Source organism: Sphingomonas aerolata (assembly GCF_023935825.1).
Taxonomy (GTDB): Bacteria; Pseudomonadota; Alphaproteobacteria; order Sphingomonadales; family Sphingomonadaceae; genus Sphingomonas; species Sphingomonas aerolata.
In genome coordinates, this window is record NZ_CP098762.1 from 836,856 (window position 1) to 856,726 (window position 19,871).

The window sequence follows — 19,871 nt, forward strand, 5'->3', positions numbered from 1 at the left end:
TATAACGCCCCGTTACCCGCGGCTTGTTCCGTCTCAGCCCTCAAACTCGAGCATGATCGTCGCGAGCGGGGGCAAGGTGACCCACGCCGCGCCGTCCTCCGCGACCACGCCGCCGAGGTTGCCGAGCCCGCTGCCCCAATATTCATGCGCGTCGCTGTTGATGATCTCGCACCAGCGGCCGTCGAGCGGCAGCGGGATGCGGTAAGGCGCGCGCGCGATCGGCGTCATGTTGGCGATGACGGCGACGGGCTTCGCGCCAGGTGCCTTGCGCAGCCAGGCGAAGACCGAATTGGCAGCGTCGTCGGCGATCAGCCATTCGAAACCCTCGGCCTCGCAATCGCGCGCATGGAGCGCGGGCTTGTCGCGATAGACCGTGTTGAGGTCGCGGACGAGGTTGCGGATGCCCTCATGGCTGCGGCTGTTGCGCAGGCACCAGTCGAGCGCGCGACCTTCGGACCATTCGCGGCGCTGCGCGAATTCCTGCCCCATGAAGAGCAATTTCTTGCCCGGATAGCCCCACATGAACGCGTAATAGGCTCGCAGATTGGCGAATTGCTGCCAGTCGTCGCCGGGCATCTTGGTCAGCAGCGAACCCTTGCCGTGGACGACCTCGTCATGGCTGAGCGGCAGGACGAAATTCTCGCTGAACGCATAGACCAGGCCGAAATTGATCTCGCCGTGATGATGCTTCCGGTGCAGCGGATCACGCGCCATGTACTGGAGCGTGTCGTGCATGAAGCCCATGTTCCACTTGAACCCGAAGCCCAGGCCACCACTCTTGCCGTCGTCGCCGACGGGGGCGGAGACGCCCGGCCATGAGGTCGATTCCTCGGCGATCGTGAAGATGCCGGGATGCTGGCCGTACACCGCGCGGTTCATGTCGCGCAGGAACGCGACCGCTTCCCAGTTCTCGCGCCCGCCGGTGTCGTTGGGGATCCATTCGCCCGCCTCGCGCGAATAATCGCGGTACAGCATCGACGCGACCGCATCCACGCGAAGCCCGTCGATATGATAGCGCTCGGCCCAGAACAGCGCGTTGTTGACGAGGAAGGACGATACTTCGCGCCGCCCGAAATTGTAGATCGCGGTGTTCCAGTCGGGGTGGAAGCCGAGCCGCGGGTCTTCATGTTCGTAGAGCGCGGTACCGTCGAAATGCGCGAGCCCGAACGCATCCGTGGGGAAATGCGCCGGCACCCAGTCGAGCAGCACGCCGATCCCCGCCAGATGCGCACCGTCGACGAACCGCGCGAACCCCTCGACATCGCCGAACCGCGCGGACGGCGCGTAAAGCCCGGTGGTCTGATAGCCCCAGCTCGGATCATAGGGATGTTCGCTGATCGGCATGAACTCGATGTGCGTGAAGCCCATCTCGACCACGTACGGGATCAACCGGTCGGCGAGCGCATCCCAGGTCAGGAACCAGCCCTCGGCATCGCGGTCCCATGATCCTGCATGCACCTCATAGATGCTGATCGGCACGCGGCGCGGATCGACCGAGGCCCAGTGTTTGCGGTGGCTCGTATCCGCCCATTCGTGCGCGAGCGTGCGGGTGATCGACGCGGTCGCGGGACGCAGTTCGCTGGCAAAGGCGAAGGGATCGGCCTTCAGCGGCTGGAGCCGGCCATCGGGACCGACGATCTCGTATTTATACGCGCGATATTCGGCGATGTCGGGGATGAAGATCTCCCAGACGCCGACGTCGCCGCGCCTGCGCATCGCATGGCGGCGGCCATCCCAGTCGTTGAAGTCGCCGACCACCGAGACGCGCTGCGCATTGGGGGCCCAGAGCGCGAAATGCACGCCCGGCGCGCCTTCGTGCTCGATCAGGTGCGCGCCCAACTTATCATGGAGGCGGTGGTGATTGCCCTCCGCCATCAGCAGGTCGTCGATCGGGCCGAGCACCGGACCGAAGCTGTACGGGTCGGTCACCCACCAGTCCGTGCCGCCGCCCTCGGCGTGATATTTCACCGGTTGCGGATCGCCGTCGATCGGCCCCTCGAACAGGCCGCGATCGTCGATCCGGGGGAGGGTGCCGAGTGTCGTGCCGTCGAGCGCATGCGCCTCAGCGGTCGTCGCACCCGGCAGCCACGCGCGCGCAAACGTGCCGCCGGGGCCGGCATGCACGCCGAGCAGCGAGAAGGGATCGTCGTGACGCCCCTCCAGCAGGGCAACGATGGCGCCTTCGGGTGGCTTCACATTACCGTCCAGATATCGCGGGCATATTCACGGATCGTGCGGTCCGAGGAGAACCAACCCACCCGCGCGACGTTGCGCACGGTCGAGGCGACCCAAGCGTCGCGATCGTTCCAGCGCGTGTCGACGCTGCGCTGCGCGGTGGCATAGCTGTCGAAATCAGCGGCGAGCATGAACCAGTCGCCCTCGTACAGCCCGCCCATCAGCCCGGCGTAGCGCTGACGATCATCGGGCGAGAACACGCCCGAGGCGATCGCCGAGACCGCCTGGCAGAGCTCGTTCGACCCGTCGATCACGCTGCGCGGATCATAGCCCGATGCGCGCTTCGCTTCGACCTCGTCTGCGGTCATCCCGAAGATGAAGATGTTGTCGTCGCCGACCCGGTCCTTGATCTCGATATTCGCGCCGTCGAGCGTGCCGATGGTCAGCGCGCCGTTCATTGCGAACTTCATGTTGCCGGTGCCCGACGCCTCGAGCCCCGCGGTCGAGATCTGTTCGCTGAGATCGGCGGCGGGGATGATCTGCTCCGCGAGCGACACATTATAGTTGGGCAGGAACGCGACCTTGAGCAGTCCACCGACCGACGGGTCCGAATTGATCCGGCGCGCGACGTCGTTCGCCAGTTTGATGACGAGTTTCGCATTGTGATAGCTCGACGCCGCCTTGCCCGCGAACAGCTTCACGCGGGGCGTCCAGTCGCGTTCGGGATGGCTGCGGATCTGGTCGTACAGCGCGACCGTCTCGATGATGTTGAGCAGCTGGCGCTTATATTCGTGAATGCGCTTGATCTGCACGTCGAACAGCGCGTCGGGGTCTATGCGCAGCCCCATGCTGTCCTTGATATGATTTGCCAATGCCACCTTGTTCGAACGCTTCACCGCCCAAAACCGCTCCCTGAACGCGGAATCGTCGGCAAAAACATCGAGATCGATCAGCCGTTCGGCATCATCGAGGAAGCCGTCGCCGATCGCGTCGCGGATCAGCGTGGTGAGGCCGGGGTTGCATTGCTGAAGCCAGCGGCGCGGCGTGATCCCGTTGGTCTTGTTGTTGATCCGCGTCGGATAGAGGCGGTGGAGATCCGCGAAGACCGTCTTCTTCATCAGCTGCGTATGCAGCGCCGCGACGCCATTGACGCTGTGCGATCCGGCAAAGGCGAGGTTGGCCATCCGCACGCGCCGCTCGCCGCCTTCGTCGATCAGGCTGATCGCGGCGATTGCGCGGTCGTCTATCCCTGTGACCCCGCGTGCCTCGCGCAGCAGCCTTGCGTTGATCGCGTAGACGATCTGCATGTGCCGCGGCAGCAGGCGCTCGAACAGCGGCAGCGGCCAGCTCTCCAGCGCCTCGGGCAGCAGCGTGTGGTTGGTGTAGCCGAAGGTCGCGCGCGTGATCTTCCACGCCTCGTCGAATGCGAATTCGTGATGATCGATCAGCAGCCGCATCAGCTCGGCGACCGACACCGCGGGGTGCGTGTCGTTCAGCTGGATCGCAGCCTTGTCGGGCAGCGTGCGGATGTCGCCGAAATACTGGATGTGGCGGCGGACGATGTCCTGGATCGAGGCGGACGAGAAGAAATATTCCTGCCGCAGCCGCAGCTCCTGCCCCGCGGCGGTCGAGTCGTTGGGATAGAGCACGCGCGTGAGCGTCTCGGCGCGGAGCTGGTCCGCAAGCGCACCAGAAAAGTCGCCCGCGTTGAACCGGTCGAGCTTGATCGGATCGAACGCGCGCGCGGTCCATAGCCGCAGCGTGTTGACGTGTTCGCCGCGCCAGCCGACGACGGGGGTGTCGACCGCCATCGCCTCGACCGCCTCTGCGGGACTCCAGTGAACCTGGCCGCTGTCGGTCGCGATGACCTCGCCGCCGAAGCCGATGAAATAGGCGCTCTCGCGGCGTTCGAACTCCCAGGGATTGCCGTGCGCGAGCCAGCTTTCGGGCATCTCGACCTGCCAGCCATCGTCGATCCGCTGGCGGAACATGCCGTTCACATAGCGGATGCCATAGCCATAAGCGGGCAGCGCGAGGCTCGCCATGCTCTCCATGAAGCACGCCGCCAGCCGCCCGAGCCCGCCATTGCCGAGCGCCGCATCGGGCTCGATCTCCTCGAGCGCGGCAAGGTCGACGCCGTGCAGCGCGAGCGCCCGCGACACCTCGCCGCTGCGTTGCAGGTTGGTCACCGCATCGCGCAGCAGCCGGCCGATCAGGAATTCGAGGCTGAGATAATAGACGCGCTTGGCGCCCGCCGCATGCGCCGCCTTGGTCGATGCCATCCAGCGTTCGACGATGTCGTTGCGCACGGTGAGGATCGTTGCCGCGAGCCAGTCGTGCGGAAGCGCGGCCTGCGCATCCTTGCCGATCCGGTGGACGAGCGTGTCGAGGATCGAATCGGCCAGCGACTGGACGGAGCGCTGCAGGGCGGGGTTTGCGGTCACGCGAATTCCGGATCTCGTTGTCGTCACCGGTGATCCTAGCCGCGCGGACACCTTTGTCACGCGGACTTGCGAGGTCGCGGGACGCGATCGGCCAGTTAGCCGTGCATCCCCTGATCCATGTCAGTTTATCTCAGAGCATGCCGATCAGCAGCGTCGCGTTGAGGCCGATAATGACCGCGGCGATGACCCAGGCGAGCGCTTTGAGCCAGACCGGGCTGACGAGCGAACCCATGATTCGCGCGTCCCCGGTGAACTTGACGAGCGGCACGACCGCGAAGGGGAGCTGGAGGCTCAGCACGACCTGGCTCAGTACGAGCAGCCGGGTCGCGCCCGCATCGCCCGCGGCGCCGACGACGAATACCGCGGGGATGATCGCGAGCAGCCGCGTCACCAGCCGGCGTAACCAGACGGGCATGCGCAGGTCGAGGAAGCCCTCCATCACGATCTGGCCGGCGAGCGTGCCCGTCACCGTCGAATTCTGCCCCGAGGCGAGCAGCGCGACTGCGAACACGACGCTCGCGGCCCCCATGCCGAGCATCGGCGCGAGCAGCGCATGCGCCTGGTCGATATCGGCGACGTCGGTGCGCCCGGCGACGTGGAAGGTCGCAGCGGCGAGGATCAGGATCGCGGCGTTGATGAAGAAGGCGAGGCCGAGCGCGATCGTGCCATCGATCGTCGCCATCGTCACCGCGTCGCGCTTGCCCGCCTCGGTCGCCGCGAACGCGCGCGTCTGGACGATCGACGAGTGGAGATAGAGGTTGTGCGGCATGACCGTCGCGCCGAGGATGCCGATCGCGATATAGAGCATCGCCGGGTTGGTGACGATCTCGGTCGTCGGCACCAGTCCGCCGAGCACCCCCGCCATGTCGGGCCGCGCGAGGAACAGCTCGAAGATGAAGCAACCGGCGATGATTACCAGCAGCGCGACGATGAACGCCTCGAGCTTGCGGAAGCCGAAGCGTTGCAGCGCGAGGATCAGGAACACGTCGAGCGCGGTGAGCACGACACCCCAGACCAGCGGGAGCCCGAACAGCAGTTTGAGCGCGATCGCGGTGCCGAGCACTTCGGCCAGATCGCAGGCGATGATCGCGATCTCGCACAGGAACCAGAGCACGACCGAAACGCGCTTCGAATAATGCGCGCGGCAGGCCTGGGCGAGATCGAGCCCGGCGACGATGCCGAGCCGTGCGGACAGCGCCTGAAGCACCATCGCCATCAGGTTGGACAGCAATACGACCGACAGGAGGGTGTAGCCGAACGCCGAGCCGCCGGCGATGTCGGTCGCCCAGTTGCCCGGATCCATATAGCCGACCGCGACGAGATAGCCCGGCCCGACGAACGCGAACAGCCGCCGCCAGAAGGGCGCGCCTTCGGGGATCGCGACGGTGCGATAGCTGTCGGACAGCGAATGGGCGAGGGCGGAACTGGGCGGCGGCATCGCGGGTGCTTTGCCGGATGCGCGCAAGGGGGACAAGCGGTTCGGTCGGCCGGCGGATATCGGACGGGCGGCGCACGGCTGTCCTTGCTCCCGTCATCCTGACTTTCGTCAGCATGACGGGAGGGGGCGAGTGGGGTCTCGCGGGCTTGGCCACGCTTGAGCGGCCGCGGTCAGATCACCTTCATGTCGGCCTGGTAATGATGCCATAGGAAGATCGCTGCCGCGCCGCGGTGCGGGCGCCAGGCTTCGGCGAGTTCGCGGGTCAGCTTCTCGCTCGGGCGGGCGTCGTGGCCGAGGATGCGGCCGATCTCGATCTGGACCGCAAGGTCGCCCGCGGGCCAGATGTCGGTGCGGCCCTCGGCGAACAGCAGATAGATTTCCGCCGACCAGCGGCCGATCCCCTTGACCCGGACCAGCGCTGCGATCGCCTCCTCGTCGTCGGCGGGCAGGTTCGTCAGGTCGAGCCGGCCGCTCGTGACCTCGTCGGCGAGGCTGCGGGCATAGCCGAGTTTCTGCCGCGACAGCCCCGCGCTGCGCAGCGTCTCGTCGCTGGCGGCGGCGATGTTGGCGGGGTCCGCGGCACCGCCGACAAGCGCGTCGAGCTTGTTCCAGACCGATTGCGCGGAGGCGACGCTGACCTGCTGGCCGAGGATGGTGCGGAGCAACGTCGCGAAGCCGCGCTCGCTGATCCGCGGGGCAGGGTGGCCCTTGTTCGCGACCGCGGCCGCGAAGGCGGGTTCGATCGCACACAGCGCGGTCATGGCAGCCTGCAACTGGTCGGCGTTCAGGCCCATGACGCGAACCTTGCAGCTTGATCGGGGCGGCGGCGCGCGGCATGGACCGCGCACGGTTTTTCGGAGGACAGCATGCCCAAGCTTATCGTCGTGACGCGGGACGGGGAAGAACGCGAGCTCATGGGCGAAACGGGTCTTTCGGTCATGGAAGTGATCCGCGACGCCGGGATCGACGAGATCCTCGCTTTGTGCGGCGGCTGCTGCTCCTGCGCCACCTGCCACGTCCATGTCGACCCAGAATTTGCGGCCAAACTCAAGCCGATGAGCGAGGACGAGAACGACCTGCTCGATTCGACCAGCGACCGCGACGACTATTCGCGGCTGTCGTGCCAGATCGACATGACCGATGCGCTTGACGGGCTGAAGGTCCGGATCGCCGCCGAGGATTGATCCGGCCCCTCTCCCCCGCGGGGGAGAGGGGGACGTTCAGCGCGTCGTGACCGCGTAGAGCGCGATCGCGGCAGCGTTCGAGACGTTGAGGCTCTCGACCTTTTCCGAGATGGGGAGCTTGGCGAGCTCGTCGCAGTGATCCTCGGTGTTTTTGCGCATGCCCTCGCCCTCGGCGCCGAGCACGATCGCGACGCGCTGCGTGCCCATCGCCTCGGACAACGTCTGCGTCGCATGGCCCGTGAGGCCGATCCGCCAGAACCCGGCTTCGGCGATTTCCTCGAGCGCGCGGGCGAGGTTCACCACGCGGATCCACGGCACCGTTTCGAGCGCGCCCGACGCGGCGCGGGCGATCGTGCCCGATTCGGGTGGCGCGTTGCGGTCGGGCGTGACGATGCCGAGCGCATCGAACGCCGCCGCCGAGCGCAGGATCGCGCCGACATTATGCGGATCGGTCACGCCGTCGAGGATGACGAGCGGACGGTTGTCGTCCTTGCCATGCTCGAGCAGGTCGGCGAGCCACATGTCCTCGAGCGGTTCGACCTCGATCACCACGCCCTGATGCGGGGCGTCGCCCGGCACCAGTCGCGCGAGATCGGTGGCCTCGGCGAAGGTCACCGGCACGGCGGCGGGGAGGTCGAACCCGGCCAGCGCCTCGCGCGTGCCCATGATCTTGCGCACCGTGCGTTCGGGATTGGCGAGCGCGGCGCCCACCGCATGCTTGCCCCAGAAGCGCGGACGCCCCGCGGGGGCCTTGCTCGGCCGGTGGCCCTTGCGTGCTGCCATCAGAGCGCTCCCGTCATCATATCAGTCATCGTCATCGCTATATCCATAAGGGTCGGTCACCACCGGCTTGGTCGGCAGTGGCGTGCGTGGCAGCGCCTTGTCCGCATTCGCCGCGCTGAGCAACACTGATGCGAGCACGATCGACGCCTGGCGCATGTCGTCGGCCTTCAGGTGATCGAAGGTGTCGGCCGACGTATGATGGATCCGGCTGCCATAATCGAGCGGATCCTGGATGAACTGGAACCCCGGCACGCCGACCTGCTGCAGGAAGACGTGATCGGTGCCGCCGGTCGGCCGCAGGACGACGTTCGACGCGCCCATCGACGCGAACGGGCTGAGCCAGTCGCGAAAGATCGGCACGACCGCGGGGTTGGTTTCCGCATAGAGCCCGCGCAATTTACCCGAACCATTGTCGATGTTGAAATAGGCGGCGAGGTCGGCATGACCCGGCAGCGGGGTGATCGGCCATTTCTGCGAAAAGCCGTAATAGCTCTGCATCCCGGTCTGCGGCGGGTCGTTGGGGCTGCCGCGCGTCGCCAGATGGCGGGTGACATAGGCCATCGAACCTAGAATGCCCTGCTCCTCGCCCGACCAGAGCGCGAACCGGATCGTCCGCTTCGGGCGGACGCCGGTTGCGGCCAGGATGCGGGCGGCCTCCATGATCATCGCCGAGCCTGCCGCATTGTCGGCGGCACCATCCGCAGCGACCCAGCTGTCGAGATGCGCGCCCGCCATGACATAGCCCGCCTTCGGATCGGTCCCGGGAATGTCGGCGATGATGTTGTACGCCTGCGCATCACTGTCGTCGAAGCGGACGTCGCTGACGATCTCGAGCGTGGGGGCGGGGCCCGCCTTGGCGAGCCGCGCGAGGCGGCGGTAATCCTCCGCGGCGATCTGCACGCCGGGCAGTACGGGCGTGTCGCCGACCCCGAACAGATAGCCTTCGCCGCTGACCAGCTTGCCGTCGTGATAGGCCATCGTCGCGGTCGCGACCGCACCTTCGCTTTTCAGGAACGCATCGAGTTTCTTCGAGAAATCGAGCCGCTTCATCCGGCGGTCGGCGGCATCGGGGTCGTAATTCGGCTGCTGGAACCGGTCGAGCCTCGCGATATCCTCGCCACTCAGCCGCTTGAACGCGGGCTCGGCGGGTTCGTCGCCGGTGCCGGGCCGCGTGAGCATCACGATTCTGCCGCTGAGCTTGCCGCGCCATTTCGCGAAGTCGCGCTCGCGCGCCATCGGTGCGACGATCACGGGCGCGCTTAGCGCGGTGCCGTTCGTGCCGGGCGTCCAGGCGACGGGGATCGCGGTCAGCTGTACCACCCGCGGCGTCGTCATCCGCACGCTCGACCGTTCGATCGACCAGCCGCGACCGAATGCGAACCCTTCCTTGTGGACATTCGTGAGGCCCCAGTCGGCGAAGCGGCGCTGCGTCCATGCCTCGGCCGTGCGCATCGACGGCGAATTGGTGAGCCGCGGGCCGATCACGTCGGTCAGATGCTGGACGGTCACCATGACCTGGCTGTGGTTGGTCCCTTCGTCGATGATGCGGTTGACCATGGGCTGATCGGGCTTTGCGGTGCCGCCACGCTCCTTGGCGGCCGCGGGGCTGAGCGCGATGATCGTTACGGTTGCGGCGAAAATGGCAAGTCGGCACGGACGCGATTGGTGCATGAAGGTCCCCCTGGGCAATTTTTTATGCATGAAAGGCTATGCGGGGGCGGAAGTTGGCGCAACCCGCGTTGACAGCACCGACAAGCTTCGCCATTGAGCCGCCTCGCTCGAGAGAGTGGCCCCGTTGGACAGGTGGCCGAGTGGTTAAAGGCAGCAGACTGTAAATCTGCCCGGGTTTCCCGTACGCTGGTTCGAATCCAGCCCTGTCCACCAAAGCTTTGCGGTATCACCGCCCAAGCTTTGGTCCTTCGCCGGTAGCAAGGCCAGGCGCGAACCTCACAACCTTCAGATCTGTGCCGGGATGTCGTGCGGACATCGTGCGCGAAAACGCGTCCCGCGACGGCATTTTGCGCGCTTCAAACAGGGATGCCTAACCGCGGAATTGCGGTTAATGTAGGTCTATGTCTGCCAGCCGCATTGATCTCCTGACCGAAGCGCAACGGGCCTGTCTTCGACTGGTCCTGACGCATCATAATTCAAAGGAGATCGCAGCGCTGCTCGGCGTGTCGCCGTCGGCGATCGACAAGCGGATCGAACGCGCGGTCCAGGTGCTGGGCGCGGGGTCGCGGTTCGAGGCTGCGCGGCTGTTGCAACGGCACGAAACCGCCGGGGATTTCGATGTGCCCGCAGAGCCCCGCGTCATGCCCTCCGCCACGCCCGCGCCCCGCGCTGCGAACGACAGGACGGAGGACGGGACGTCGCCAACGCCGTCGTCCGACCTGCTGGTCGCGACGTATGATCGGCTCCCATCCGAACCAATCGACGTAGCGCGCGCGCCGTCGCATCCGCCACAGGTCGGCCAGGACGATCCATGGGGGCTTGTCCGCCGCTTCATGGGGATGACGCCCGGAGGCGGACCGGAGGGAGCGGCGCGGAACCGCCTGTCCAAGGGGGACAGGCTGATCCGACTGGTCGGGCTCATGGCGTTGCTGGCGATCACCACGGTGGCGCTGGTGACGATGACGATGACCATGACGAGCCTGTTCAGGCAGGTTCGCGGCAGCGCCGCCTCTCCCCGGGTTGAGCATTCGTCGCGCTGGGGTGGGAAATTCGACATGTTGAAGGAACGTCGTCAGGCAACCGACAGGGTTACCGCGGACTTTCTGAAGGCAGAGGCAGCGGTCGACCAGGCCGCGTCGCTCGCTGCTTCCTGCGTCGCGACCTTGTTGCAGCAGCTTGCGGCGGCAAGATTGCCGGTCGCGACCGGGATCGCCGCGCTGCAACTCGTCGCGGATGCATCGTCCGATCTGATCAAGGCCCGCCAGCGCTTTGTCGACGCGCACCGGGCGCTGGTCGCGGTACGCAGCGAAATCGGCCTCGGTGCCTTTTATGCCTATGGTGACGAGGGCGAGTGTCCGCCCAACGAAGGGGCTTTGCGCGACGATGCGCGACTGCACCTCGTCGTTGCCGCCTGACGACGCGGCCGGTGGATCGCTTGACCCGATAACGTGGACCGCGTCTGGATCTTCAACGCGCTGCAACTGGCGGCGACCGGCTATGCATTCTGGCGTGGCGGTGCCCCCGAGCGGCTGACCGGGCTTGCCCTGCTGCTCGCGGCACTGGCCACGCGGATGTTTCACCAGCTTGGCGCAGGCGAGTTCGTCGACGTCGAGATCGGTATCATGACCGTCGACATCGTCCTGCTCGGCGTGATGATCGCCATCACGCTGCACGCCGATCGGTTCTGGCCGGCCTGGGTCACCGCGCTCCATGCACTGGGGACCGGGGCGCATCTGGCCCGGGCGATCAACCCCGACGTGATCCGGCTCGCTTATGCGGTCCTGTCGGTCATGTGGAGCTACCCCATCGTCCTGCTGCTCGCCGTCGGAACGATGCGGCATGCCAGACGGGTCCGGTCGCGAGGCTGGGATCTCGACTGGAGCCGCCAGGACCCGACCCTTCCTTAGCCCTGCATCTGAGGCTTTAAATGTCTTATGCCATTCCTTTCATGCGACTCTTGAACGGCGCACGGCCCGGGCCGGCTCTTGCACCCGCCGCCGTCGATCCCGCCCGCCTGGTGAGCGCTGCCAAGCATCTGTACGAACTGCGTCGCCAGCGCGACGCGGCATTCGGTGCGGACCTGTTCTCCGAACCCGCCTGGGACATGCTGCTCGACCTGTTCATCTCGCATCACGAGGGGCGTCAGCTCAGCGTGTCCGCGGTGTGCATCGGTGCGCGGGCGCCCTCGGCGACGGCGCTGCGCTACCTTGCGATCCTGCAGGAGGCGGGTCTCGTTCTGCGGACCCGCGACAAAAATGACGGTCGACGATCGCATATTCAGCTGTCGGTCGTCGGGCGTCAGCGGATGAGCGATCTGCTCGCGGGTCTGGTGGATTGCTGATCCGCAAGCCGGCCGGGTGACCGGTCGAGCTTGGCGGACGGACGAACAAGATCCCTGCGGCCGGCGCCGACCGGGCGTCTTCGCGGCTGCTGCCGCGCGGCTCGATACGCCGCGCATGGCGGGCCCCGATCCGGCCGTCCGCCATCCAAAGCTTGTAAAATTGCGCCTGTGATGGCATGTAAGTCTCGGATACCCGTCAATTTTACTGGTTTGCGGGCCTCCCAATAGATTCCGGCAAATGGGCGAGGACTTTGAGCAACGGTTGTGCTCGGTCGATCGCTTCTGTGCGTCTTTCGGCCGATCCTGCGCAGCCCATCCATCATCCGGCGATGCGCCCTTAGCCGTCTCCGCCCCTCGGGGGCCGGGATCGGGGGCGGGCAGGCGGTAACGAAAAAGGCATCATAGTGCGAATTGGATCGAACGACGACACGCGGACCGCCGAGCAGGCAGGCGATGCCCCGGCGGCCGGCACGGGCGTAACGCGCCGCAATCTTCTAGGCTCGGCGATCGTTGCAGGCGTCGCGGGGACCTCCGCCATGGTCCCCCTGTCGCCGGCGCAGGCCGCGACGACGGAACGGTCGGTCGACGTGCTGCTGATCGGCGGCGGCATCATGAGCGCGACGCTCGCCGTGCTGCTGCGCCAGCTCGAGCCGAGCTGGACGATCGAGCTGGTCGAGCGGCTCGACAAGGTTGCCGAAGAGAGCTCGGGCGGCTGGAACAACGCGGGCACCGGCCATTCGGCGCTGTGCGAACTGAACTATACGCCGGTCAACGCGGCCGACGGCCGTGTCGAGATCGCCAAGGCGGTCGAGATCAACGAGCAGTTCCAGGTCACGCGCCAGTTTCTCAGCCACCAGGTCAAGGCCGGCATGCTCGGCGCACCGCGGACGTTCATCAACTCGACCCCGCACATGAACCTCGTCTGGGGCGACGCGAATGTCGCCTTCCTGCGCAAGCGCTGGGAAGCGCTGGGCGCCAGCCCGCTCTTCTCGGGCATGGAATTCTCCACCGACCGCGCCCAGATCGCCAAATGGGTGCCGCTGATGATGCAGGGCCGCGACGCGTCGCTGCCGCTTGCGGCGACCCGCTCGCCGCTCGGCACGGACTGCGACTGGGGCACGGTGACGCGGCAATATATCGCCGCGCTCGACAAGCAGGCGAATTTCACGCTGACGACGGGGCATGAGGTTCGTTCGCTCGAGCGCAATGCCAAGGGCGGCTGGGAAGTCACCGCGCGCGACATGAAGACCGACGACAAGCAGGTCATCAATGCGCGCTTCGTCTTTGCCGGCGCGGGTGGCGGCGCACTGCCGATCCTGCAGAAGTCGGGCATCCCCGAGGCGGACGACTATGCCGGCTTTCCGGTCGGCGGATCCTTCCTGGTCGCGGACAAGCCGGAGATCACGCACCGCCATCTCGCCAAGGTTTACGGCAAGGCCGCGGTCGGCTCACCGCCCATGTCGGTGCCGCATCTCGACACCCGCTATCTCGACGGCAAGCAGGCGCTGCTGTTCGGACCGTTCGCGACCTTCTCGACCAAGTTCCTGAAGCAGGGGTCCTATTTCGATCTGCCTGCATCGGTGACGATCGACAATTTCCGGCCGATGGTCGCGGTCGGCTGGGACGATTTCGCGCTGGTCGAATATCTCGCAGGGCAGCTGATCATGTCGGATGCCGACCGGATGGAGGCGTTGCGCGAATATTTCCCCGGCGCCAAGGACGGCGACTGGCGCCTGTGGCAGGCGGGCCAGCGCGTGCAGATCATCAAGCGTGATCCTGAAAAGGGCGGCGTGCTGAAGCTGGGCACCGAGATCGTCGCGTCGAAGGACGGCTCGATCGCGGCGCTGCTCGGCGCGTCGCCGGGTGCGTCGACCGCGCCGTCGATCATGCTCGACCTGCTCAAGAAGGTGTTTCCGAACCGGCTGTCGACCGCCGGCTGGCAGGCCAAGATCCGCGAGATCGTCCCGAGCTACGGCATCAAGCTCAATGAGCATCCCGAACTGCTCGCCGATCACTGGGGCAATACCGCCGATACGCTGCAACTCGCCATCGCCTCGCCGGCCGTCCATGTCGCGACCAAGCCCCGGCCCGCCGCGATGCGCGTCAAGCCGGACCGCAGCCCCGACCTCGCCCTCTGACCTCTGTCCTCGATCGCGCCCTCCCCGGCATTGCCGGGGAGGGGTAAGCGATGGCGCGCAGGCGGGCCCTGCTGGCGGGAAATGCCTCATATCCGATCCACCCCGATAACGAAGATCGCCCACCTTGCGGTCATGCGTGAGCGATCATCAGAACGCCAGAATAGTAAAGCCGTCGAAATCATGTCGACCTGGGACGGTCTTGGTCAAAAAACACGATAGACTTGTCTGTCGATGCCCCCGACAGTTCTCTCGATATTCGTGTTTTGCCCCGCCTAATCGGGATAAGCGCTGGGGGAATGTATATGCAGCCTGTCCGGGCCGCCGAACACTCGAAACGTCGCTTTGTCGCACTGGATGGGTTGAGGGGGGGCGCGGCGCTGATGGTCGTGGCATACCATATCGGTATCTTCCTGAAGTTCCCGAGCGGAATGACGGTCCATGGTAATATCGCGGTGGACTTTTTTCTGTGTCTTAGCGGTTTCGTCCTCGCCTTCGCCCACGAGCGGCGGTTGCGCGAGGGCGGGGGTGAGCTGGCGCGCTTTCTGGTGTCACGGGTGGTTCGGCTCTGGCCAAGCGTGCTCGCCGGATCGGTGGTGGCCGTGCTCGTGGCGCTCGGCATGGCGGGCGGTCCGGGGGCGTCATCCGCCTATCGGGCGTTTGCCCTGTCCCTCGTCGTCCTGCCGCGGCTCGAGGGGCAGAACCTGGTCTGGTTCAACGGCGTCTATTGGTCGCTTTTTGCAGAGATCCTCGTCAATCTGCTTTGGGCGATATCCGTCAAGGCGCTTGGCAATCGACGGCTGATCGCGATCGCCTTCATCCTTTCGGTCGCGATCACCTGGATCGCCATCGACCATAATAGCGTCCATTTCTTTTATCAGTCGGTCGATATGATCGTGCCAACGACGGTCAGGGCCTTGGCGTCCTTCTGCATGGGGGTGGTCGTATACCGGATCTACGAGGCGCGTCGCGTGAAGGCGGATGTTGCGCCGGTGATCCTGGTCGCCGCACTCCTCTTTCCGATGATCGTGCCCGGCGTCTCCTGGTTTGGCATCCCGCTGTCGCTCTTCTACATCCTGTGCGCCAACCCGATGATCGTTTTGCTCGGCGCACTTGGACAGCGTGAGCAGTCGCGCGTGCTGACATGGCTGGGGAATATCTCCTTCCCGCTATATGCCACGCATCTGCCGGTCGTCATGCTGCTCTCTCGATTGGTGGCGGGCCAGCCGCTCGCCGAGCGACTGATCGCAGCGGTCGGTATTGTGGGGGCTGCGCTGATCGTGGCGGAGGTCGTCCGCCGCTACGTCGAAAAGCCGGCGCTCGCCTATCTGGGTGCGCGCCTGCTCGTCCCGCGTCGTGCCGTCTCGGTCGGCTAGCGCGAGGCGACGAGCGGCGGCGGCCGATGCTCGGCCTCGGCACGCAGAAAGGCCCTCCACGCATCGACGAAGGTCGGCATCGAGAACGCGTCGAGACGCGCCTCGAGATCGACCCGCCGTGCCGCGATCTGGTCCGGGCGGAGTTCGGCGAGTTGTATCATCCCCGCGGCGATGGCCTCGACGGAGTGCGGATCGACCGCGATCGCACTTGGTCCCGCGACCTCTTCGAGGACGCTGTCGGCGCTGATCAGCGGCACCAGTCCGTTACGCATCGCTTCCGCGACGGGGACGCCAAATCCCTCGAGAAGGCTCACCAGCACGAACCCCCGCGCATGCGCATAGAGCCAGCGCAACTGCTCGTCCGAGACATAGGGCAGGAGGATGACGCCGGGGGTTTGCTCCGCCTCGGCGATGACGGCCTCGGATCCCGGCTCGCGACTGCCGCAGATGACATAGCGATAGCCCGCATCGGCGAGGCCCGCGTGCGCGAATGCGCGGATGCTGGCCAGCTGGTTCTTGCGGCGCCCGATGCTGCCCACGGTCAGCAGAAACAGGCCTTCGACGCCGTCCACGGCGTGTTGCGCGCCACCCGCCACGCCGGTGCGGATCGGTGGATAGATCACGGTGGCGGGGGACCCGGTGCCATAGAGCCGCTGAAATGCTGTCCGCGATGCCTGGCTGACAAAGGCCATGCGGGGCTGGCGTTCGGCGATGCGTGCATAGACCCGCTCGTAGAGCGCGGTGACGGACGGGGCGAAGAGTTCGGGATGCGTCAGGGGGCCGAGATCGTGGCACAGCACGGCATCATGCGACGTGACGTGCCAGCCCAGCACGGTCATCGGATCGAGATGAAGGACCGCGCGTCGGCTCCGCTGTCGCGGCAGCAGCTTGGGATACCGGGCTCTGAGGCGATCCTCTTCGGCCCATAATCGACCGATGACTTTGCGGGACAAGGCATTGACGCCGACCCTTTCGGGAAGCCTCCATATCTTCACGCTGCAAAATACCTCCGGCAGCGTGTCGATAATGTCCCTGCCGATAAAATACTTTCCGGTTCGATTGTGAAGCGAAAGCGTGAAGTCGACATCCCATCGTTGAAAAGACTTGCTAATAGTATTTCATCCCGAAATCATCGGTAATATGCGTCGTAGAGCTACCAGAAATCAGCAAATGGGTCATGTCGAAATCGGAATGGGGGCCCCATTTCAAAGAATAACAGGCGCGGGGGGGGCGGGTGCTCTAAGGCACAGAATTCGCTATGCCGGCTGTCGTCGTTGATAACAGCGCGTATCACGGTATCGTCGGCCGACGATCGGGCTACGCCCGTCAAGACGGGTCGACACTCTTGGAAACGATGGAGCGGGTAACGGGAATCGAACCCGTGTATTCAGCTTGGAAGGCTGCTGTACTACCATTGTACTATACCCGCGAAGCCGGCGTTGCCGCGGCCTGCGCCCCCGCTCTGACCGTCGCGAAGGCGAGACGGGCGGCAGAAGGTGTAGGACCGCGATAGCGCGGCTCGTGGGGTGGTGCAAGCCGGGGCAGGATGGTTCATGGTTTGCTGACGAAAATCGGCTACCCCTGGCGCCATGTCCGACGCGCCTGTGCTTCCCGAGACGACGAGCCTGACCCTGCAACGGCGCCGCGCCGCGGATCCGCGCCCCGCGTCTGCCGTCAGTCACGGCGCCGGGCTGGCGGGGCTGGCGGGGGTGCTCGGATGGGTGGCGTGCGCGCGCGGCTGGGGGATGGACGGGCCCTATGCCGCGCTGGTCAACCTGCTCGCCTGCGCGGTCCCGATGATCCTGTGGTCGGTGCTGGTCGACAAGGTCCATCGCCGGCCGAGCACCGGGCTGGACTGGTCGCGGCCCCGGCCATGGCGCGAGACGATCGACGTCAGCCTGACCAAGCTCGCCGCCTTCTGGGTGACCTGGGCGGGGATCGCGGTGATCTATGGCACCGGGCGATTCTATTGGGAGGGGAATTTCGCCTTTGCGATGTGGTGCTTCACCAACGCCGTGCCGATCCTCGTGCTCGTGTCGATCCCCTATGTCCTCTGGCTCGACCGCTTTCTGGTGGAACCGAAGGACGGGGCCTGGTCGCTCGGGGCATGGCTGACCGGGCAGCCGGGGGTCGACCGTGCTGCGCTCCACAACCACCTGCGCAGCTGGGGAGTGAAGGCGTTCTTCCTCGCCTTCATGCTCGCGATCGTGCCCGGCGGGTTTGGCGAGTTCATCCGCGGCGACACAAGCGCGATCCTGCGCGACCCTGTCGCGCTCGCCAGGTGGCTGATCACCTTCATGTTCCTGATCGACGTCGCCTTTGCGACGGTCGGCTATGTCCTGACGCTGCGACCGCTCGATTCGCATATCCGCAGCGCCAATCCGTTTGCGGCGGCGTGGATGGCGGCGTTGATGTGCTATCCGCCGATCATCCTGATGAGTGACGGCGGGCCGATGGACTATCACCCGGGCACGCAGGAATGGGACGTCTGGTTCCAGTATCACCCCGTCCTGCTGGTGCTGATCGGCGCGGTGCTGGTCGCGCTGACCGCCATCTATGCGTGGGCGACGATGGCGTTCGGCTTGCGATTCTCCAATCTCACCAACCGCGGGATCCTGACGCACGGGCCCTATGCCTGGTCGCGGCACCCCGCCTATCTGTCGAAGAACCTGTTCTGGTGGCTGTCGACGATCCCCGTGCTGACGACGGGGACGCCGATCGACGCGATGCGCGCGACCCTGCTGCTCGCGGCGGTCAGCGGGGTCTATTACTGGCGTGCGCGGACCGAGGAGCGGCATCTGGGCTTCGACCCCGATTACCGCGCCTATAGCGACTGGATGGCGCGCAACGGACCGGTACCGCGCCTTCTGGCGTGGGTGGCTGGGTCAGGCCGGGCGTCAGGCGCCTAGAAGCTTTCCACGCCGTAGACCTTGGCGATATCGCCGCCCCAGACACCGTTATACTTGTCGAGCAGCAGCTCGGCGGGGACCTTGCCCGAGCGGACGATGTCGCGCAGCGGATCGAGGAAGCCGGTCTCGTTGTCGCCCGCCTTGTTCAGGCGCGCGCGCGACGACAGGCCGGCACCCGCGATATCGAGCACCTGTGCGGCGATGTCGCGCAACTGGCCGCCACCTGCGATCGGCGCATTCAGCCCGAGCTTGGGCACCGAATCGCGCAGCGACTGGCGTTCGTCGATCGTCCAGTCCTTCACCAGATCCCATGCCGCATCGAGCGCACCCTGATCGTAGAGCAGCCCGACCCAGAGCGCGGGCAGCGCGCAGATCCGGTTCCACGGCCCGCCATCGGCGCCGCGCATCTCGAGGAAGGTCTTCAGCCGCACCTCGGGAAAGGCGGTCGAGAGATGATCGGTCCAGTCGTCGAGCGTCGGCTTCTCGCCGGGCAGGACGCTGAGCTCGCCCTTCAGGAAGTCGCGGAAGCTGAGCCCCGCCGCGTCGATATATTTGCCGTCGCGGTAGACGAAGTACATCGGCACATCGAGCGCATAGTCAGTGTAGCGGTCATAGCCGAAACCATCCTCGAACACGAAGGGCAGCATGCCGGTGCGGTGCGGGTCGGTGTCGGACCAGATATGGCTGCGATAGGACAGCATGCCGTTGGGCTTGCCCTCGGTAAACGGCGAATTGGCGAAGAGCGCGGTGGCGAGCGGCTGAAGCGCGAGGCCGACGCGGAATTTCTTCACCATGTCCGCTTCCGACGCGTAATCCAGGTTCACCTGGATCGTGCAGGTCCGCAGCATCATGTCGAGCCCCATGCTGCCGACACGTGGCATGTGCCGCAGCATGATCGCATAGCGCCCCTTGGGCATGATCGGCAGCTCCGCGCGGGTCTTGTCGGGCCACATGCCGAGGCCGAGGAAGCCGATGCCGAGCTTTTCGCCCGCGGCCTTGACCTGTTCGAGATGGCGGCCGGTCTCGGCGCAGGTTTCGTGGAGGGTCTCGAGCGGCGCGCCCGAGAGTTCGAACTGGCCTGCAGGCTCCAGGCTGATGCTGCCGTCCGCACCGGTCATGGCGATGACGTTCTCGGTACCGTCGGGGCCGCGCTCGAACACGGGGGCCCAGCCATATTGCTCGAGCTCGCCGAGCAGCGCGCGGATGCCGCCCGCCTCGGTGTACGAAGGCGCACGATGGTCGTCCTTCGCGTACACGAATTTCTCGTGCTCGGTGCCGATCCGCCAGCGGTCCTTGGGCTTTTCACCGCGCGCGAAGCTGGCGATCAACTGGTCGCGCGACTCGATCGTCGGGCTGGTCTTTGCAGGGGCGGTCTTGCTCGTCATCGCCGCGCCTTACGCGGCGATGAACGAGGG

15 protein-coding genes and 2 tRNA genes are annotated in these 19,871 nt (G+C 65.9%); 8 read left to right on the forward strand and 9 right to left on the reverse strand.

Annotation, left to right across the window (positions count from 1 at the left end):
- Positions 1-33 precede the first annotated feature (33 nt).
- From glgB to NEF64_RS04020, 4 genes are all read right to left on the reverse strand, one after another.
- Positions 34-2,196: a 1,4-alpha-glucan branching protein GlgB gene (gene glgB / locus NEF64_RS04005; RefSeq protein ID WP_031396273.1), complete on the reverse strand. Its 2,163-nt coding sequence runs from the start codon at positions 2,194-2,196 to the stop codon at positions 34-36.
- Entirely contained in the window at positions 2,193-4,619 is a 2,427-nt protein-coding gene (locus tag NEF64_RS04010) for a glycogen/starch/alpha-glucan phosphorylase (protein WP_199848918.1), read from the reverse strand. Before NEF64_RS04010 ends, glgB begins: the two co-directional genes overlap by 4 nt.
- Before the next feature lie 130 nt (positions 4,620-4,749).
- Positions 4,750-6,057 carry an Nramp family divalent metal transporter gene (locus NEF64_RS04015; RefSeq protein ID WP_056407506.1) on the reverse strand — a complete coding sequence of 436 codons (1,308 nt, stop codon included), beginning with the start codon at positions 6,055-6,057 and terminating at the stop codon, positions 4,750-4,752.
- A gap of 170 nt (positions 6,058-6,227) precedes the next feature.
- A complete protein-coding gene (locus tag NEF64_RS04020; protein WP_252574637.1) occupies positions 6,228-6,851 on the reverse strand; it encodes a DNA-3-methyladenine glycosylase family protein in 624 nt (207 codons plus the stop codon).
- 72 nt (positions 6,852-6,923) lie between these two features.
- Here NEF64_RS04020 and NEF64_RS04025 point away from each other — a divergent pair, with 72 nt between their 5' ends.
- Positions 6,924-7,241 (forward strand): 2Fe-2S iron-sulfur cluster-binding protein, encoded by a 318-nt coding sequence (locus NEF64_RS04025; RefSeq protein WP_031396278.1) that lies wholly within the window; start codon positions 6,924-6,926, stop codon positions 7,239-7,241.
- Positions 7,242-7,277: 36 nt separating this feature from the next.
- Here the strand turns inward: NEF64_RS04025 and rlmB are convergent, their stop codons facing one another.
- The gene (gene rlmB / locus NEF64_RS04030; protein WP_031440547.1) at positions 7,278-8,024 is read right to left on the reverse strand and encodes a 23S rRNA (guanosine(2251)-2'-O)-methyltransferase RlmB; all 747 of its coding nucleotides are present in this window, start codon (positions 8,022-8,024) and stop codon (positions 7,278-7,280) included.
- 21 nt (positions 8,025-8,045) lie between these two features.
- Entirely contained in the window at positions 8,046-9,695 is a 1,650-nt protein-coding gene (locus tag NEF64_RS04035) for a M20/M25/M40 family metallo-hydrolase (protein WP_056407232.1), read from the reverse strand.
- 126 nt (positions 9,696-9,821) lie between these two features.
- Between NEF64_RS04035 and NEF64_RS04040 the strand changes: the two genes are divergently transcribed.
- From NEF64_RS04040 to NEF64_RS04065, 6 genes are all read left to right on the forward strand, one after another.
- A tRNA-Tyr gene (locus NEF64_RS04040) sits at positions 9,822-9,908 on the forward strand.
- Positions 9,909-10,096: 188 nt separating this feature from the next.
- A complete protein-coding gene (locus NEF64_RS04045; protein ID WP_056407234.1) occupies positions 10,097-11,110 on the forward strand; it encodes a sigma factor-like helix-turn-helix DNA-binding protein in 1,014 nt (337 codons plus the stop codon).
- A 33-nt stretch (positions 11,111-11,143) separates the two neighbouring features.
- Complete coding sequence (locus tag NEF64_RS04050; protein WP_042467030.1) at positions 11,144-11,602, forward strand: hypothetical protein; 459 nt, start codon at positions 11,144-11,146, stop codon at positions 11,600-11,602.
- Between the two features lie 41 nt (positions 11,603-11,643).
- Complete coding sequence (locus NEF64_RS04055; RefSeq protein WP_042467029.1) at positions 11,644-12,036, forward strand: helix-turn-helix domain-containing protein; 393 nt, start codon at positions 11,644-11,646, stop codon at positions 12,034-12,036.
- A gap of 404 nt (positions 12,037-12,440) precedes the next feature.
- Positions 12,441-14,174 carry a malate dehydrogenase (quinone) gene (mqo, locus tag NEF64_RS04060; protein WP_234387406.1) on the forward strand — a complete coding sequence of 578 codons (1,734 nt, stop codon included), beginning with the start codon at positions 12,441-12,443 and terminating at the stop codon, positions 14,172-14,174.
- Between the two features lie 221 nt (positions 14,175-14,395).
- Positions 14,396-15,547, forward strand: coding sequence for an acyltransferase family protein (locus NEF64_RS04065; RefSeq protein WP_252574639.1), 1,152 nt, complete (start codon positions 14,396-14,398; stop codon positions 15,545-15,547).
- Here NEF64_RS04065 and NEF64_RS04070 read toward each other — a convergent pair.
- Positions 15,544-16,386: a glycosyltransferase family 4 protein gene (locus tag NEF64_RS04070; RefSeq protein ID WP_056407240.1), complete on the reverse strand. Its 843-nt coding sequence runs from the start codon at positions 16,384-16,386 to the stop codon at positions 15,544-15,546. The two genes, NEF64_RS04065 and NEF64_RS04070, sit on opposite strands and share 4 nt — an antisense overlap.
- A 516-nt stretch (positions 16,387-16,902) precedes the next feature.
- Positions 16,903-16,976, reverse strand: a tRNA-Gly gene (locus NEF64_RS04075).
- Between the two features lie 160 nt (positions 16,977-17,136).
- Between NEF64_RS04075 and NEF64_RS04080 the strand changes: the two genes are divergently transcribed.
- A complete protein-coding gene (locus NEF64_RS04080; RefSeq protein ID WP_082446927.1) occupies positions 17,137-18,456 on the forward strand; it encodes a methyltransferase family protein in 1,320 nt (439 codons plus the stop codon).
- Here NEF64_RS04080 and NEF64_RS04085 read toward each other — a convergent pair.
- The gene (locus NEF64_RS04085; protein WP_056407241.1) at positions 18,453-19,841 is read right to left on the reverse strand and encodes a glutamate--cysteine ligase; all 1,389 of its coding nucleotides are present in this window, start codon (positions 19,839-19,841) and stop codon (positions 18,453-18,455) included. The genes NEF64_RS04080 and NEF64_RS04085 overlap by 4 nt on opposite strands.
- Positions 19,842-19,871 lie beyond the last annotated feature (30 nt).

Coding starts and splice junctions, on each gene's coding strand:
- NEF64_RS04070 (WP_056407240.1), bottom strand. CDS start 16,386: ATGACCGTGCTGGGCTGGCACGTCACGTCGCATGATGCCGTGCTGTGC.
- NEF64_RS04020 (WP_252574637.1), bottom strand. CDS start 6,851: ATGGGCCTGAACGCCGACCAGTTGCAGGCTGCCATGACCGCGCTGTGT.
- rlmB (WP_031440547.1), bottom strand. CDS start 8,024: ATGGCAGCACGCAAGGGCCACCGGCCGAGCAAGGCCCCCGCGGGGCGT.
- NEF64_RS04025 (WP_031396278.1), top strand. CDS start 6,924: ATGCCCAAGCTTATCGTCGTGACGCGGGACGGGGAAGAACGCGAGCTC.
- NEF64_RS04055 (WP_042467029.1), top strand. CDS start 11,644: ATGCGACTCTTGAACGGCGCACGGCCCGGGCCGGCTCTTGCACCCGCC.
- NEF64_RS04015 (WP_056407506.1), bottom strand. CDS start 6,057: ATGCCGCCGCCCAGTTCCGCCCTCGCCCATTCGCTGTCCGACAGCTAT.
- NEF64_RS04045 (WP_056407234.1), top strand. CDS start 10,097: ATGTCTGCCAGCCGCATTGATCTCCTGACCGAAGCGCAACGGGCCTGT.
- NEF64_RS04085 (WP_056407241.1), bottom strand. CDS start 19,841: ATGACGAGCAAGACCGCCCCTGCAAAGACCAGCCCGACGATCGAGTCG.
- NEF64_RS04035 (WP_056407232.1), bottom strand. CDS start 9,695: ATGCACCAATCGCGTCCGTGCCGACTTGCCATTTTCGCCGCAACCGTA.
- NEF64_RS04080 (WP_082446927.1), top strand. CDS start 17,137: ATGTCCGACGCGCCTGTGCTTCCCGAGACGACGAGCCTGACCCTGCAA.